This is a genomic window from Mesorhizobium sp. B283B1A, assembly GCF_020165735.1.
In the GTDB taxonomy this organism is placed as follows: domain Bacteria; phylum Pseudomonadota; class Alphaproteobacteria; order Rhizobiales; family Rhizobiaceae; genus Mesorhizobium; species Mesorhizobium opportunistum.
Genome location: NZ_JAIUIQ010000039.1, coordinates 1 through 15,605, shown reverse-complemented (window position 1 = coordinate 15,605; position 15,605 = coordinate 1). Strand labels below are relative to the sequence as shown.

Here is a 15,605-nt window from a genome sequence, read left to right as displayed (position 1 = left end):
AGGCCGCGCCACCAACCCGTTCCCGGAATGCAAGGTTCCGGCAGCGGCGTCAAGCGTCCGCGACTGTCGCCTGGCCGTCAAGACATATCATCATTGATCTTTGATCAAATCGTGGTACGGTTTTCAATATCGGATGGCGAGGGCTAGCTTTCGTGCCCTCGGGAGGCATTCGGTCATTCGGATCGGGAGGAATTTCACATGGGTATCGGATTGAAAGTCCGGCGGCTCACGCTGCTGGCAGGCATGGCTATGTGTACTTTTGGCATGTCCGCGGCTGACGCGGCCCAGAAGCACAAGATCTTTCTCAGCATGAGTTATATCGGCAATGACTGGCAGGCGGAGGCAGCCAACATGGTCAAGGCCATCGCGGCCCACAAAAGCCTGGCCGACAAGGTCGACCTGCAGGTCCAGGTCGCAGGACCCAATGCGCAACGCCAGATCCAGCAGATCAACGCCATGGTGCAGAGCGGCGCAGAGGCGATCGTCGTGTATCCGATCTCGCCGACGGCGCTCAACCAGGTCGTCAAGAATGCCTGCGACAAGGGCGTGAAGGTCTTTGCCTATGACGCCGAGATCACCGAGCCTTGTGCCTACAATGTCCATATCGACCAGCTGGAAGCGGGCAGGGTGACCGCCGAATGGCTCGTCAAGAAGCTCAACGGCAAGGGCAACATCATCGCCATCACCGGTGTTCCCGGAACATCCGTGGACGACCAGCGCACCAAGGCCGCCAAGGAAGTCTTCGCCAAATATCCCGACATCAAGATCGTCGGCGAGGCTGTCGGCATGTGGAGCCAGGCGGTCGCTCGAACCGAACTCTCCAAGATCCTCGCCACGCGCAGTTGGGGCGATATCAACGGCCTGTGGATGCAGGTCGGCTGCTTCACCGCCAACTCCATGCAGCTCGAGACCGGCAAGAAGGACAGCGAACTCCTGCCTTGCGCCGGCGAGGGCTCGAATGGCGGCCGCATCCAGATGCTGCCGGAGGGCACCGAAGTCGAAGGTGCCGCTCCTCCCTATGCACCGGCGGGCGCGCAACGCATTTCCTATGCCTCGCCGCCCTATTCCGGCGCGTTGGCGTTGAAGCTTGCCGTCGAGGCGATCGAAGGCAAGGACGTGCCGAAGACGACGATCCTGCCGTTGCCGGTCGTCACCAACGAGACGATCAAGCTTTGCAACGAGGGCACCTGGGCGGAGATGAAGGCCGGCTGCAACGTCTTCAAGCCGTCACTGGTTTCCAATCCCGGCTGGTTCGCTTCGATCTTTTCGGACCAGACGCCCGAGATCGGCCTCAACGCCGCACTCGTCGGACAGCCCGAAAACTAGCCTCCCAAGGCAAACCCAGACGGTGCGCGGACATCTTGTCCGTGCATCGTCGATCCGCGCTAATGCGTGTCGCCCAGAAATGCGCAGCCCGGCGATCGAGGACATGACAGAACACCCAGCGCTTCCCGCCATCGAGATCGACGGCATCGGCAAGGCCTTCGGGCCAACGGTCGCGCTGGATGGCGTGTCGTTCCGCATCGCGCCCGGCAGCGTCCATGCGCTGCTGGGCGAGAACGGAGCCGGCAAGTCGACACTGGTGAAACTGCTGTCCGGGCTGGTGCGGCCGAGTGCCGGCCATGTCCGTGTCTTCGGCAAGGAGATCGGCTACGGCGCACCGCGCGCGGCACACGCGCTGGGCGTGCAGACGGCGTTCCAGGAGATGACGCTGGTGCGCGACCTCTCGGTCCTCGACAACATGCTGATGCCTTATGCTCCGGTCGGCATCTCCGGCCTGATCCGGCGCGCGGCGGCGCGCAAGGCGGTCCGTCGCCATATCGACGAACTCGGCTTTTCCGTCGATCTCGATGCCGAGGTCGGCGAGCTCGAGCTTTCCGTGCGCCAGAAGATCGAGATCGCGCGCGCCGTCTACCGCAAGCCACGCATCCTGCTGCTCGATGAGCCGACCTCGACGCTCGCCGGTCGCGATGTCGAGTGGCTGGGCGACATCATCGCCAGGCTGAAGGCGGCAGGCACCACCATCGTCTTCATCACCCATCGCATGCGCGAGGTTCGCGCTTTTTGCGACACGCTGACGATCCTGAGGAATGGCCGCCATATCGTCACAGCGCCGGTTGCCGATGTCTCGGACGCCGACGTCATCGAAAAGATCATCGGCCGCAGCATCGAACAGACCTTTCCGCCCAAGCCCGATGGCGCCCAGGCTTTCGGTCCGCCGGTCCTGGGCGTGCGTGACTTGAAGGTCGGGCGCAAGCTCGACGGCGCGAGCTTCGATCTGCGCCGCGGCGAGATCCTCGGCATTGCCGGGCTGCAGGGTATGGGCCAGCAGGATCTGTTCCTGGCCTGCTTCGGCATGGCCGAAATCACCCGCGGCGACGTCCTTGTCGATGGCCGAAAGGTCTGGCTCGGCTCTCCGGCGGATGCCTTGCTGCCCAATATGGCCATCGGCCTGGTGCCGGAGGACCGCAAATCCGAAGGCCTGTTCCTGAAACTGCCGGGTAGCCAGAACGCCACGCTGCCGGTGGTGTCGCGCTTCACACGCTTCGGCCTTGTCGATGTTGTGGCCGAGACGCGCGCCGTCGAGGCGGCGTTCGCAACCGTCGAGGTCGACCGACGGGCGCTGTGGACGCGGGCCGGGGCTTTTTCCGGCGGCAACCAGCAGAAGATCGCCATCGCCAAATGGCTGGTGGCGCAGAGCCGCATCCTGCTGCTGTTCGACCCCACGCGCGGCATCGATGTCGGCACCAAGCACGAGCTCTATGTGATGATGCGAAACTACGTCGCCGCCGGCGGCTCGATCCTGCTGCACTCGACCGAGATTCCCGAACTGGTCCACCAGTGCGACCGGGTCCTGGTTCTCTATGACGGGCGCATCGCGGCCGAGCTCGAAGGCGACGCCATCGCCGAGCCTGCCATCATGCGGCCGGCGCTTGGACATGGCGGGGATATAGCCGCATGAGCAGCGTTTCCCCCTCTGCTTCCGCCGGATTCGGCCTGCGCCGTGCGCTGATACGCAATCGCGGTGCACTGATCGCCGCGGGCGTCCTTGCGATCCTGCTTTTCATCGTCGACTGGATCAGCGCCGGGCCGCTGACCTATTTCGACGTGTCGTTCCTGTCCAGCGGCGGCGCGACCTCTGCGCTCGCGGCGATCGGCCAGACGATCGTGATCCTGTCGGGCGGGTTCGACCTGTCCGCCGGCGCGGTGATATCGCTGGTCAATGCCGTGCTGGCATCGAGCATGGATCCGATGGCGCCAGGCGCAAGCCTCCTCTTGTGGACGGCCGTCGGCATCGGCGTCGGCATGGCGGTCGGTGCCTTCAACGGCTTCTTCATCGCGGTGTTACGCATGCAGCCCATCGTGGTGACGCTGTCCACCATGTTCATCCTGCAAGGCGTGACGCTGCTGGTGATGGACAAGCCCGGCGGCTTCGTGTCGCCCGATCTCGGCACCTTCTATTTGGGCGACGCGATCACCGGCTGGCTGCCAATGCCGCTGGTGGTGATCGGCGTCGTCCTGCTCGCCTGGTTTTGGCTGAAGGGAACCCGTTTCGGCACGGCGCTTTATGCGGTCGGCAGCGATGCGGATTCGGCTGCCGCAGTCGGCATCAACGTCGTTATGGTGCGCTTTGCCGTCTATGTGATCGCCGGCGGCTGCTACGGCCTTGCCGGCGTCTTCATCAGCGCGCAGACCGGCAGCGGCGACCCGCTGGTCGGCAATCCGCTGCTTCTGTCTATGTTCGCGGCGGTGGTCGTCGGCGGCACGCGCCTGGGCGGCGGGCAGGGTGGTCCGGTGGGCACCGTCTTCGGTGCCTACATCCTGATGATGGTGGTGAACATCCTGCTGGTGCTCAATGTATCGGCCTATTATTCGACCATCGCCGAAGGCACCATCCTGGTGCTGGCGGCCCTTGCCGGATCCCTGTCTCACGCATCGGTGCTTGCCGTGCAACTGCGCGCGGCGCGCGCCCGGCTGGCCGCCTGGCGAGCGGGTATTCTGCCCTCGCAGCTTGAACCGATCGACCGGCGGCTCAAGATTGCCGGACCCTCGCATGGCAAACCCGACACGGTGTCTCCGCGTCCCGCCTTCCATGTTCGCAACGCGGAGACGCTGCGCTACGCGCTGCCCGCCTATGTCTGCCTGCTTATCATCGTGGTCATCACCCAGATCTGGCTCGGCCGTGCCATCCTCAATCCCGGTTACTGGAATTCGCTGCTGGTGCTGTCGTCCTTTCTCGCCGTGCTGGCGCTCGGACAGGGAACGGTCATCCTGACGGGCGGCCTCGATCTCTCCGTGCCGTGGACGATCGGTATTTCCGGCATCATCCTGGCCGGCATGGTCAACGGCTCCGACACAGCGCTCCTCTACGCCTTGCCAGTCGTGCTGGTGATGGCCTGCGCCATCGGCTTCGCCAACGGCTTCGGCATCGTCTATCTCGGCATCTCGCCGATCGTCATGACGCTTGCCACCAACGGCATCCTGCAAGGCTTCGCACTGCTCTATTCGCAGGGTACGCCGGCCGGTTTTTCCTCGCCAATGCTGCGCTGGTTCATGACCGCCAGGCTCGGTTTCGTGACCCCGGTGGTCCTGCTGATGGTCGTCTTCGTGGTGGTGGCGGTGCTGTTGCTTGGACGCACGCCGTTCGGGCGCCGGGTTTACGGCATCGGCAATGGGCTGCGCGCGGCGCGCCTGTCCGGCATCGGCGTCGAGCGCACGTTGATCCTGGTCTATATGCTGTCGGCAGTCTGCGCCGCTGTCGTCGGCATCATGCTGACCGGCTTCTCTGGACAGGCGAGCCTCGGCATGGGCGACGACTATCTCTTGCCGTCGATCGCCGTCGTGGTGGTGGGCGGTGCGCTGATCACCGGCGGGCGCGGCCATTATCTCGGCATGCTCGGAGGCGTGCTGCTTTTGACGGCGCTGCAGATGCTGCTGGCCGGTACCACGCTGCCCTACGCCACGAGGGCAATTCTCTACGGACTGGTCGTTCTGGGCGCCGTCATGGCGTTGCGCGAGCGGCAGTTGCAATGAAAAGGACGGAACGATGAGCGCAAAGGCACCTCAAACGGCGGACGAATTCCTGGCCGGTCTGAAAGGACAGCGCGTGCTGGTGACGGCGGGCGCCGGCGGCATTGGCTTTGCCATCGCCGACACGCTCTCGCGGCTTGGCGCGCGTGTCGTCGTCTGCGACGTTTCCGACGAGGCACTGGCTGCCGCGCCTGGCAAGATCGACCTCGTCACGGCGGTCAAGGCCGATGTCTCGCGCGACGATGACGTCGACCGGCTGTTCGAGGCGGTCGAGAAAAAACTCGGCGGGCTGGACGCACTGATCAACAATGCCGGCATCGCCGGGCCGACCGGTGGTGTCGACGAGATCGAGCCGGACGACTGGCGGCGCTGCATCGACATCTGCCTCACCGGCCAGTTCCTGTGTGCACGGCGTGCCGTGCCGCTGATCAAGGCGGCGGGCGGCGGCTCGATTGTATCGATGTCGTCGGCGGCCGGCCGCCACGGCTATGCCTTTCGAACGCCCTATTCGGCGGCCAAGTTCGGCGTCATCGGTTTCACCCAAAGCCTCGCCAAGGAGCTGGGGCCGCACGGCATCAGGGTCAACGCTATCCTGCCGGGCATCATCGAAGGGCCGCGCATCGAGGGCGTCATCTCGGCGCGCGCCAGGCAGGTCGGCATCAGCCACGAGGAGATGACCGCGCGCTACCTGCAGAACATCTCGCTGCGCCGCATGACCAGTCCCTATGACGTCGCCTCCATGGTCGCCTTCCTGCTGTCGGACGCCGGCATCAACATTTCCGGGCAGTCGCTCGGCGTCGACGGCAACGTCGAAACGCTCTAGGGAGGGCCGATCCATGGCAAAGGTTGCGATTGTCGGCAGCGGTTTCATCGGGCGGGCCTGGGCGATCAGCTTCGCTCGCGCCGGCCATGACGTGCGGATGTGGGACCAGTCGCCCGCCGCGACGGGCGGCGCGCGCGATTACATAAAAGGCGTGCTTGGCGATCTTTCCTCGAACGACCTGCTGCGCGGGCAGTCCGTCGACACCGTGCTTGGCCGCATCGCCATCGCGGCCGAACTGGAGGAGGCGCTGGCCGGGGCAATCCATGTCCAGGAGAACACGCCTGAAAACCTCGATGTGAAGCGGGAAGTGTTCTCCCTGATCGACAGTCTGGCCGGCCCGCAAACGGTGATCGCCAGTTCCACCTCGGCGCTGTTGCCGTCGAAGTTCACTGACCATCTAAAGGGACGGCACCGCTGCCTGGTGGTGCATCCGATCAATCCGCCCTACCTCATTCCGGCGGCCGAGGTGGTGCCGGCGCCATGGACGTCGGCCGAGACGCTGGAAAGAACCCGTGCCTTCCTCATCGATGCCGGCCATGCGCCGCTGTTGATGAAGCGCGAGCTCGACGGCTTCATCATGAACCGCCTGCAGGGCGCCTTGCTGGAGGAAGCCTTCCGGCTCGTCGCGGACGGCTATGCCAGCGTCGAGGATGTCGACATAGGCATCCGAGACGGGTTGGCGCTGCGCTGGTCGTTCATGGGGCCGTTCGAGACCATCGACCTCAACGCGCCCGGCGGCGTGCGCGATTATGTCGATCGCTACCAGGGCATCTATTCCAACATTTTTCCGCAGATGCTTCGCCGGGTCGACTGGGCGGGCGAGGTCATGGCAACCGTGGAGGCCGAGCGCAGCAAGCGACTGCCCAGGGAAAATCTGGGCGGGCGGCAGGTCTGGCGGGACCGCCGGCTGATGGCGCTGGCGGCACACAAGAAAAAATCGGATCAGGAGTTCGGACAATGAAAGAAACCAGCCGCAAGCCCGGCGCAACGGCGACCAGGGGCAAGGTCATCATCACCTGCGCGGTGACGGGGGCGATCCACACCCCGACCATGTCGCCCTACCTGCCGATCACGCCGGACCAGATCGCGTCGGAGGCGATCGCCGCGGCCGAGGCCGGTGCCGCGATCCTTCATCTGCACGCGCGAGACCCGGAGACCGGCAAGCCCGACCAGACACCCGAGGCCTTTGCCCGCTTTCTGCCACGCGTCAAGCAGGGCACCAATGCCGCCATCAACATCACCACCGGCGGCAGCCCCTACATGAAGGTAGAGGAGCGCGTGCGTCCTGCCGCCCAGTTCAAGCCGGAAGTCGCTTCGCTCAACATGGGCTCGATCAATTTCGGCCTCTATCACCTCGCCGACAAATACGAGACCTTCAAGTTCGACTGGGAAAAGCCGCATCTGGAGGCGACGCGCGACCTCGTCTTCCGCAACTCGTTCAAGGACATCGAGTACATTCTGACGACCTGCTACGACAATGGCACGCGCTTCGAGTTCGAGTGCTACGACATAGCCCATCTCTACAACCTCGCCCATTTCGCCGATCGCGGGCTGGTTAAGCCGCCATTCTTCGTGCAGTCGGTGTTCGGCCTGCTCGGCGGCATCGGCACCCATCCGGAAGACGTCGCCCATATGAAGCGCACCGCCGACCGGCTGTTCGGCGACCAGTTCCGCTGGTCGGTGCTCGGCGCGGGCGCCAGCCAACTGCGCATCGCCGCGCAATCGGCGGCACTCGGCGGCAACATCCGGGTCGGGCTGGAGGACAGCCTGTGGGCCGGCAAGGGCAAGCTCGCCAAGTCGAACGCCGAACAGGTTGTGCTGGCGCGCAAGATCATCGAGGGGCTCGGCATGGAGGTGGCGACGCCGGACGAGGCGCGCGAAATCTTGTCCCTGAAGGGTGGCGACAAGGTTGCCTTCTGACGCGGGCCGACCAATCGCCGCGCGGGCGTCAATAGAGAGGAGGACAGCATGAAGATCGAAGTCGTGGTGGATGTGAAGACCACCTTGGGAGAGGGGCCGCTTTGGGACGTCGAACAGGAGCGCCTTTACTGGATCGACAGTTTCGACGGGCGGGTGTTCCGAGCGACCGCCGACGGGCGTGAAATCCGCTCCTGGGACGTGCCGATGAAGATCGGCTCAATGGCGCTGCGCAGGGACGGCGGCGGCGCCGTCGTCTCACTGCAGCGCGGCTTCCATCTGCTCGATTTCGCCACCGGCGAGGTGACGCTGATCCATGATCCGGAGCCGGACAAGCCGATGAACCGGCTGAACGACGGCAAGGTCGACCGGCGCGGGCGCTTCTTCGCCGGCTCGATGGATACGATGGAGGAGGGACCTTCAGGCGGGCTCTACCGGCTCGATCCGGATTTTTCCGTCACCCGGATCGATTCCGGCATCATCTGCTCCAACGGCCCTTGTTGGAGCCCCGACGACCGCACCTTCTACTTCGCCGACACCTGGACCGGCGAGATCTGGGCCTACGACTACGACATCGCCACCGGTGCGGCCACGAACCGCCGCACCTTTACCCGCGTCGACACCAGCAGGGGCGGTGCGGCGGATGGCTCGACCGTCGACGCCGAGGGTTATCTGTGGAATGCGCTGGTCTATGACGGAAGGCTGGTGCGCTATGCGCCGGACGGCACTGTCGACCGCATCGTCGACATGCCGGTGAAAAAGATCACCAGCGTCATGTTCGGCGGGCCGAAGCTCGACACGCTCTACGTCACCTCGATGGCCAAGCCGCCGCTGCCGCGCTTTCCTGGCGACGGTGTCCTGCGCGGCAGCCTGTTCGCCATCACCGGCCTCGGCGTTGCCGGCGTGGCGGAGCCGCGGTTTGGCGGGTGAAGTTCGGCGCACGACGGATCGCCCAAGCCGCCGCGGATAGCCGCTCTTTACCTTCAGCAACCAGCAATGCCGCCGGCAAACCGGCGGCATTGCTGGTTGCTCCTGCCGTTTTCCGATCGTGACGTCCTTAAGGCGTCGTTTCCGCTTCGATCTTGGTAGCCGTCTGGTCGATCTTGTCGGCAAGGACTCCTTGGGCCCAAGTCGTGACCTCGGCGTCTATGGGCTTGTTGGCCATGTTTGCCAGCGCAGCGTCGAGTGATGCCTGATCGGTGCCGACGGTCGCCGTGGTAGCTGCTGCCTCAGCTTCGGCGGCGGCCGCGTTGGCGTCGGCGACAACGGCCGTCTGAGCCGTGATCTGCTCATTCAAGGCTTGGATCTGTGTGGCGTTGGCGACAGGGTCCACCTGCGCTGCCGTCAGCTGCGCATTCAGGTCATCCAGTTTGGCCTGGGCCGCTGCCGCTGTGGCTGCCGCGGTCTCAGCCGCGGCTTGCGCGACCTTGGCTTTCGCGGATTGGGTCACGAATGCCTGAATACCGGCGAACTTCTTGCTCTTGGAGTTCATATAGGCGTTTATGTTGCGCTGCAGAGAGTTCAGCCGGCCAAGCTTGGCGTGGATGTTCTTGTCCTTGGTCACCGACGAGACCTGCGTGCTCGTGTCGACCGTCGTGTCCTTTTGCGCCTTGGCTACCTGCCCCGGGGCCGACGACGACTTGCCATGCGTAGCGCTGCTGTTGCCGTGCGCGGCGCCTGAATTGCCACCGCCGTTGCCGTTGCCACCGCCGTTGCCACCGCCATTGCCACCGCCGTTACCGCCGCCATTGCCACCACCGTGCCCGTTGCCACCGGCGAGCGCCGGAGTTGCCAGGAGCGCCAGTGAGGCAAGGGCCGCAAACAAAGTTTTTCGGGTTGTCATGGTAATCTCCTCGAGGAATCGCCATCCGCCCGACAGCTAAGAAAGGGTCGTATGAGAAATCGCTAATTCTACAGAGTAAACTTTAGTCAAATGCCGTATCAATACGCGAGCCCGCAGCCCGCAGACGTGGTAACGGTTTGATAATACAAAGAAATCGGCGCCATAAAGCTGATGCAGTACTGAAGTCCCATGTCGGCGGGACCTTGGTCCTAGTTGCCAACCGCGGCACTGCTGCGCCAAGCGCGAACGCCTGGTTTCGTCTTGGCGAAGACGATTTCACGACAAGTGTTTTGTTGCCCTAGATCAGCAACAAACCCTTCATGCTGGCGTATCCCTTTCGCCCGATGATGAGGTGATCGTGCACGGAAATTCCGAGGGGCTTGGCCGTATCGATGATCTGCTTGGTCATCTCGATGTCCGCGCGCGATGGCGTTGGGTCGCCTGACGGGTGATTGTGGACCAGGATAATCGCGGTCGCCGACAGTTCGAGCGCCCGCTTGACCACTTCCCTGGGGTAGACGGGCGTGTGATCGACCGTGCCCGTCTGTTGCACCTCGTCGGCGATCAGCGCGTTCTTCTTGTCGAGGAACAGGATGCGGAACTGCTCGCGCGCCTCGAAAGCCATGGCCGAGCGGCAATAATCGAGAAGCTGCTGCCAGGAGGAGAGGACCTCGCGGCCGTGGATCTCGCTGCGCGCCATGCGCTGCGCGGTCGCCGCGACGATTTTCAAGTCGAGCGCCACCGTGGGGCCAATGCCCTTGACCTCCTGCAACAGCCCGACGGGCGCGCCAAGCACTTCGGCCAGCGTGCCGAAGCGCGCCAGCAGCGCCTTGGCGGCCGGCTTGGTGTCGGCGCGCGGGATCAGCCGGAAGAGCAAAAGTTCCAGGAGCTCGTAGTCGGGCAGGGCGTCGGGACCGGCCGAGGCAAAGCGCTCGCGCAAACGGTCGCGATGGCCGAGATAGTGCGGCTTCTCCTCGAGCGTCGGCCTGGCCTTCGCGACCGGCCGGACCGGCGCCTCGGAGAAGAAACTCCGCTCTTCGTCGTCGTTTGCCTTGCCCATCCGCCCCCGCATCCGGCAATCAATCGGGCAAAGCAGTCGCCCGAAATGTCAAGAATATCAGGCCGGCAGACCGGGGCGGTCGAGTTTGTTCGGCGAGAGCGTGAAAATCTCGCAGCCCGTGTCGGTCACCCCGATCGTGTGCTCGTACTGCGCCGAAAGCGAGCGGTCGCGTGTCACGGCCGTCCAGCCATCCGACAGAACCTTCACATGCGGGCGGCCGAGATTGATCATCGGCTCGATGGTGAAGATCATGCCGGGCCGCATTTCCACGCCTTCATTGGCGTTGCCGTAGTGCAAGATGTTCGGGGCGTCGTGGAAGAGCTGGCCGACGCCATGGCCGCAGAAATCACGCACCACCGAGCAGCGCTCCGCCTCGGCATAGGTCTGGATGGCGGCACCGATGGCGCCGGTGCGTACGCCCGGCCTGACCGCGGCGATGCCGCGCATCAGGCATTCATGGGTGACCTCTAGCAGACGTTCCGCCGCGCGCTTGATGGTGCCGACCGGATACATGCGCGAGGAATCGCCGTGCCAGCCGTCGAGGATGTAGGTGACGTCGATGTTGACGATGTCGCCATCCTTCAACGGCTTGCTGTCGGGAATGCCATGGCAGACGACGTGGTTGATCGAGGTGCACGATGACTTGGTGTAGCCGCGATAGTTGAGTGTCGCCGGCAGTGCGCCGTGATCCATGCCGAACTCGAAAACGAAACGGTCGATCGTGTCCGTGGTGACGCCGGGAGCGACCATCGGCACCAATTCGTCCAGACAGCGCGCGGTGAGGTCGCATGCCCTGCGCATGCCGGCAAAGCCTTCCTCGCCATAGAGGCGGATCTGGCCGGTGTTTCTGAGTGGTGCCGTGGCGGCGTCGAGATAGGTGACCATTTTGTCCGTATAGAGCTGGGGCGCTGCAAGAGTGCTGGCGTGAAGATGCCACCAGATTTGGCACTTGGGGGCGAAAGGTTCAAGGAAGAACTGCCTGATACGGCCCACGCCGCCGGGATATTCGTCTCGTTGGTGCGATCTCTTGCCGGTTTTGCACGGCTGCTTTGCTTTCTGGCCATCATGCCCTTGGGTCGCCCGAGCGGGTCAGATCGCCCGAAGCGTCGCTGATGGCAGCCTGCTGGGCCACTTCCGCAGTGACGACACATTTGCATGACACAAAACCGTCAAGGCAACTTTTGACGACGAACGGCGTTGCTTGGGCGACACCGATTCGGGAGATGACGGATGGACAGATTGCAGTTCGAGGTGCCGGTGCGCATTGCGCAAGGCCCCGGCTTGCCCGTCGAGGAGATCTACAGTGTCGAGCAGGCGCTCGACTTTCTCCAGGACTGGCCAGCACGCCGGCAAGGACCGGTGTATCAGAAAGCCTTCAATGCCTGTTTTGGCGCCACGGTGGACGTGGTCAAGACCGAGGATGCCTGCCGGGCATTCATGGCGTTCTGCCGTGTCACCGGACTGATGGCCGGCGACATGCTGGCTCCGCGCAAGCGCGGCGGCGAGCCGAGGGCACTGCAGGCCTGAGAGCCATAGCGGCGGTCACAGGCGAACGGCAATACCCGCTTAAACACGCCAGCGGTTGCCGGGGCGCTGCACACTTAGCATCCACGAAGACGCGTCGACGGCGTCGTTAAGCTTCCGTTTCCACCTTAACGGCTACGCCATTGCTGTTCAGCGATGGTTGATTCGTTGCGTCAGTTCAGGGTTCGGAAGATGTCCTCAGAAAAAGTTCGTGCGTTCCCGATCGACCGTCAGGTATTCCTGGTCCGGGAAGTTGCCGCCAGGCTCGATAGCCTGCAAGGCGAAACTGCCGCCTCGTTCTGGAGGGCAAAAGCGGCGGAGTTGCTCGATCTCGTTGTCGGATCGGGAAGGGATAAAGCCGCGGCCACTGATGAAGTACGCAGGTTTTTCCTGGCCGTGCAAAGAGAACTGTTGGCCGGAGTGACGGCTCAGCCGGCGCCAGTTCTTTCCGCCTGAGGCAGGGTCTACTATTTTCCTGGCGGGGATGAACCAACGGGCGGTCCCTACGCCATTGTTATCTGACTGACGTGTCCTGCGCCGTGCTTTCCGTGGTATCGATCAGGGAAATTTTACCAAAGACGTCAACAACCTTTAAACTTCTTACCGCTACTACCAGTTGCATGGCCTCGTGGCGGAGCGGCTACGCTAGAGACGGCAAATCTCGGAAGCCTCGGTTCGATTCCGAGGCGAGGCCTCCAATCTCCTAAAGCAAACAACTGGACGGCGGATTCGGCTGCAATTCGATGCCGCCGTCGGCGTGTTTGAAACGCGCACGGCCCATCGAGGCGGCCTGGAATGTCGTTGGCGACATGCAAGAGGCGAATCCTATCCCATTCCGAAGGTTCGATATTCATGGCTGCCGTTGAGATAGCGGGGCCGTCATGGCGATGGTGAACTGCCTTGCATATACTCGCTCTTTTACCGCCACGGGTTGATCGGGCTGCTGCGCGTTGGCAGCTTGAGAGGCTGTCGAGGCGAAGAGGATTGTCTGAGTCAGGAGAGCCGAATAGACAGCGACCTGGATCAGCACGGCAGCAAAAGCGATCTGTTTGAGCATGCCATAGAACGCGCTGGCCTGTATCGGGTTCCCGGCTCTCGCATTCGCCCGCTGCCGCTCGGTGGCGGCTTTTTCAATGGCTGGAGTTCGATCTGCCTTCGGCCAAATTGGTCAGTGAGGAGTCTTCCGGTTGCCCGCTATGCCTCCTCCCACGTCGGCGGCAGATCGCCGACTGCCGAAAGCTTGAGGATGAGAACGTAGTCTCGAGGGCTATAGACCGGAGCGGCCGGCCAACGAGTGGTGTCCGTCATCGCCTTGCCCCGCTCTATGAGGCGCTTAGAATACCATGGTCATTTCAGGACGAAGTAGAGCGGAACGAGCAACGCGAATGCAGCGACACCCGTGAGAAACAGGTTTGTGGTCAAGTCGTGTGGCCCCCCGGCCGTTTTCATAGACCATACAGCCACGCAATTTAGCTAAAATGCAAGCGACCTTGCTCCGTCGCCCGCCTCGCTCTCTTGCCTATAAGTCGAGACTTATGCAATATCGCCGCGTTCCCAACTACGAGGCGCGGCGTGCGCGACAGCGAATTGACCGAGCGGCCTGGCAAGGGCTGGACACATTGGCAGGAAGGCGTCCTGACCGAGTCTGCTAGTCCTCAGCGGGCAAGGAAGCATCCTTGACAGACTGTATCCTGGTAGCATTTGTCGGAAAATCCGGGATGACGCTGGCGAAGTTTGTCGACGATCTCGGGATGTGAAAATCTCTGGGCGAGCGCATCCTCGCCGGCTTGGAAGGCGTCTTGAAAAAATGCGCGCGCCCGGCGGCGTGCGTCATCGATTTGACCTCTGAAAAGCGATCTCTTAGGACGCGTAAGTCAATTGGAAGAGGCCCCTCACCGAGGGGGCCGAACCGTTGATGAGAGCTGTTATGAGAAATAATTGCAAACGCCGCATCGAGCAGCTTGGCGTTTCGCGCTTCTGTCACGACCTTGGCTCGGGCAGCGGTGCGAAGTTGTTCGACGTCTTGCTCATCGATCATCGGATCTTGCCCACGGCGCACCCAAAGAGAGAATGCTTCTATTCGACGATGGTGTCCATACATCAGGGGGTGTGCCGATGCGTTGACGAGCATACAGAGCGTCCCGGCCGAGGGCGCGACATGCTCGCACGGACTTCCTTGACGGAAGTAGAGATCGGATGGCGTCGGCACGTCTCGGCTACCAGGCGAGCGGGACGCAGTGGGCGGGTGAACCGAGCGTCGGCGGGTCGAGACATGCGTCCGCCCGACTATCGCAACCAACCGTGCCGAGAGCGCCTAGACTCGCACGATCCTATCGAGGTGCAGGCGTATCCGCTGGCCTTCCGCAAAGTTCAAGGCGAACGATTCCAGCTCGAATGAACGGGTAAGTTCCTGGTCTTCCTCGACCACGCGAACGGACCATTCGCCGCTGGCTTCGGCCACTTGGACACAAGGCAATTCCTTGCGGATTGGAACCACGCTACCCATCACAGCCTCTCTACGAAAAGCAATAGCTACGCGATTTTAATAAGTCCGCCGAACTCGGGGTTTCAACAGGAAAAGACTGTACGGTTTTTACCAAGGAGTTGCCGACCCAACGGCATGCTCTAGCTCCGGCAGGTGGCAATTCCCTCAAGTTGCCGCAGTGGCCGGCGCTCTAGGCGGATTGCTTTCATCTGCAATCGCGCCGGCCGCTATCCCAGAGCGTCATTCCGGTCGCTTCGGGAAGTTGATTATCTTGGCGCTTCATAAGGCCTAGATCGGAACTTTAGCGTTCTCTCATGGTTCTCCCTTCGATGTTGTCGAACCTAGGATCGGTAGAGCGATGGCTGTGTTGGCCTTTAATTTCATCCATTGCCCGAGGGTGACCCCCGACGAAATATTAGTCGGGGTTTTGTCGGTGGCAGCGTGCTTGCTGTTTTTCAATGTTTTTGCGACCAACCGTCCAAATCGATAGGCCGCAGGGGCGTCGTTGAGGAACATTAGCTATTTCGAAAGGTTGGGATCACGCGCCCGGATGCTGCTTGGCATCCGAGCAGGCTGGTGCGGCAAACATCAGCCGGCCCGCGTCATCGGTCCCTCCGTGGCGCGGGCTTTTTCTCGGGTCAGGAGAGGCGGAGGGTCGTCTTGTTGTCTCGAACAGTTGTCGCCACCGACGTAAAACGGCGCCAGCGCACGTTTGTCCCTAGTCTCTGTCCTACGCCGCGCTTCCTGCCCGCGACGCCTGGCGTCAACCCTCGCTGCTGCGACGGTTGAGGTGCAAGTCACGATCCCGACATTTCGCCGGCGACGCCCTCCTGATGCCCCTGCCGGTTAAGCCCGGTGCTTACTGGCCCGCCCGCCCCAAGTGCCGGGCCGCTGCTTCCGATAAGTGCCTCAAGTTCACCAG

At 62.9% G+C, this 15,605-nt stretch carries 16 protein-coding genes and 1 tRNA gene; 10 read left to right on the top strand and 7 right to left on the bottom strand.

Going from position 1 to position 15,605, the window contains the following annotated elements:
* Positions 1–198 precede the first annotated feature (198 nt).
* The 7 genes from LB577_RS26175 to LB577_RS26145 all read left to right on the top strand — a co-directional run bounded on the left by LB577_RS26175 (position 199) and on the right by LB577_RS26145 (position 8,701).
* The gene (locus LB577_RS26175; RefSeq protein WP_224689528.1) at positions 199–1,326 is read left to right on the top strand and encodes a sugar ABC transporter substrate-binding protein; all 1,128 of its coding nucleotides are present in this window, start codon (positions 199–201) and stop codon (positions 1,324–1,326) included.
* Positions 1,327–1,429: 103 nt separating this feature from the next.
* Positions 1,430–2,962, top strand: coding sequence for a sugar ABC transporter ATP-binding protein (locus LB577_RS26170; RefSeq protein ID WP_224689527.1), 1,533 nt, complete (start codon positions 1,430–1,432; stop codon positions 2,960–2,962).
* Positions 2,959–5,034, top strand: a complete 2,076-nt coding sequence (locus LB577_RS26165) for an ABC transporter permease (RefSeq protein WP_224689526.1) — start codon at positions 2,959–2,961, stop codon at positions 5,032–5,034. The genes LB577_RS26170 and LB577_RS26165 overlap by 4 nt, the downstream gene beginning before the upstream one ends.
* A 13-nt stretch (positions 5,035–5,047) precedes the next feature.
* The gene (locus LB577_RS26160) at positions 5,048–5,854 is read left to right on the top strand and encodes an SDR family oxidoreductase (protein ID WP_224689525.1); all 807 of its coding nucleotides are present in this window, start codon (positions 5,048–5,050) and stop codon (positions 5,852–5,854) included.
* Between the two features lie 13 nt (positions 5,855–5,867).
* Entirely contained in the window at positions 5,868–6,815 is a 948-nt protein-coding gene (locus tag LB577_RS26155) for a 3-hydroxyacyl-CoA dehydrogenase (RefSeq protein ID WP_224689524.1), read from the top strand.
* On the top strand, positions 6,812–7,774 hold the full coding sequence (locus LB577_RS26150) for a 3-keto-5-aminohexanoate cleavage protein (RefSeq protein ID WP_224689523.1): 963 nt from the start codon (positions 6,812–6,814) through the stop codon (positions 7,772–7,774). Before LB577_RS26155 ends, LB577_RS26150 begins: the two co-directional genes overlap by 4 nt.
* Before the next feature lie 48 nt (positions 7,775–7,822).
* Complete coding sequence (locus tag LB577_RS26145; RefSeq protein ID WP_224689522.1) at positions 7,823–8,701, top strand: SMP-30/gluconolactonase/LRE family protein; 879 nt, start codon at positions 7,823–7,825, stop codon at positions 8,699–8,701.
* A 127-nt stretch (positions 8,702–8,828) separates the two neighbouring features.
* On the opposite strand, the gene LB577_RS26140 is transcribed toward LB577_RS26145, so the two are convergent.
* The 3 genes from LB577_RS26140 to map form a co-directional block, all read right to left on the bottom strand.
* Positions 8,829–9,614, bottom strand: coding sequence for a hypothetical protein (locus LB577_RS26140; RefSeq protein ID WP_224689521.1), 786 nt, complete (start codon positions 9,612–9,614; stop codon positions 8,829–8,831).
* A gap of 298 nt (positions 9,615–9,912) precedes the next feature.
* Complete coding sequence (gene radC, locus LB577_RS26135) at positions 9,913–10,674, bottom strand: RadC family protein (RefSeq protein ID WP_224689520.1); 762 nt, start codon at positions 10,672–10,674, stop codon at positions 9,913–9,915.
* Positions 10,675–10,731: 57 nt separating this feature from the next.
* Positions 10,732–11,559, bottom strand: a complete 828-nt coding sequence (gene map, locus LB577_RS26130) for a type I methionyl aminopeptidase (protein WP_224689519.1) — start codon at positions 11,557–11,559, stop codon at positions 10,732–10,734.
* Positions 11,560–11,904: 345 nt separating this feature from the next.
* On the opposite strand from map, the gene LB577_RS26125 reads away from it, so the two are divergent.
* The 3 genes from LB577_RS26125 to LB577_RS26115 all read left to right on the top strand — a co-directional run bounded on the left by LB577_RS26125 (position 11,905) and on the right by LB577_RS26115 (position 12,896).
* On the top strand, positions 11,905–12,201 hold the full coding sequence (locus tag LB577_RS26125; protein WP_023763564.1) for a DUF982 domain-containing protein: 297 nt from the start codon (positions 11,905–11,907) through the stop codon (positions 12,199–12,201).
* Between the two features lie 189 nt (positions 12,202–12,390).
* Complete coding sequence (locus LB577_RS26120; protein ID WP_013895144.1) at positions 12,391–12,654, top strand: DUF6074 family protein; 264 nt, start codon at positions 12,391–12,393, stop codon at positions 12,652–12,654.
* 166 nt (positions 12,655–12,820) lie between these two features.
* Positions 12,821–12,896: transfer RNA gene (locus tag LB577_RS26115), tRNA-Cys, on the top strand.
* 152 nt (positions 12,897–13,048) lie between these two features.
* Here the strand turns inward: LB577_RS26115 and LB577_RS26110 are convergent.
* The 4 genes from LB577_RS26110 to LB577_RS26095 form a co-directional block, all read right to left on the bottom strand.
* A complete protein-coding gene (locus LB577_RS26110; protein WP_224689518.1) occupies positions 13,049–13,255 on the bottom strand; it encodes a hypothetical protein in 207 nt (68 codons plus the stop codon).
* A 591-nt stretch (positions 13,256–13,846) separates the two neighbouring features.
* Positions 13,847–14,329 carry a hypothetical protein gene (locus LB577_RS26105; RefSeq protein ID WP_224689517.1) on the bottom strand — a complete coding sequence of 161 codons (483 nt, stop codon included), beginning with the start codon at positions 14,327–14,329 and terminating at the stop codon, positions 13,847–13,849.
* Between the two features lie 183 nt (positions 14,330–14,512).
* Positions 14,513–14,704 carry a hypothetical protein gene (locus LB577_RS26100; RefSeq protein ID WP_224689516.1) on the bottom strand — a complete coding sequence of 64 codons (192 nt, stop codon included), beginning with the start codon at positions 14,702–14,704 and terminating at the stop codon, positions 14,513–14,515.
* A gap of 291 nt (positions 14,705–14,995) precedes the next feature.
* Positions 14,996–15,199 carry a hypothetical protein gene (locus LB577_RS26095; protein WP_224689515.1) on the bottom strand — a complete coding sequence of 68 codons (204 nt, stop codon included), beginning with the start codon at positions 15,197–15,199 and terminating at the stop codon, positions 14,996–14,998.
* Between the last annotated feature and the right edge of the window lie 406 nt (positions 15,200–15,605).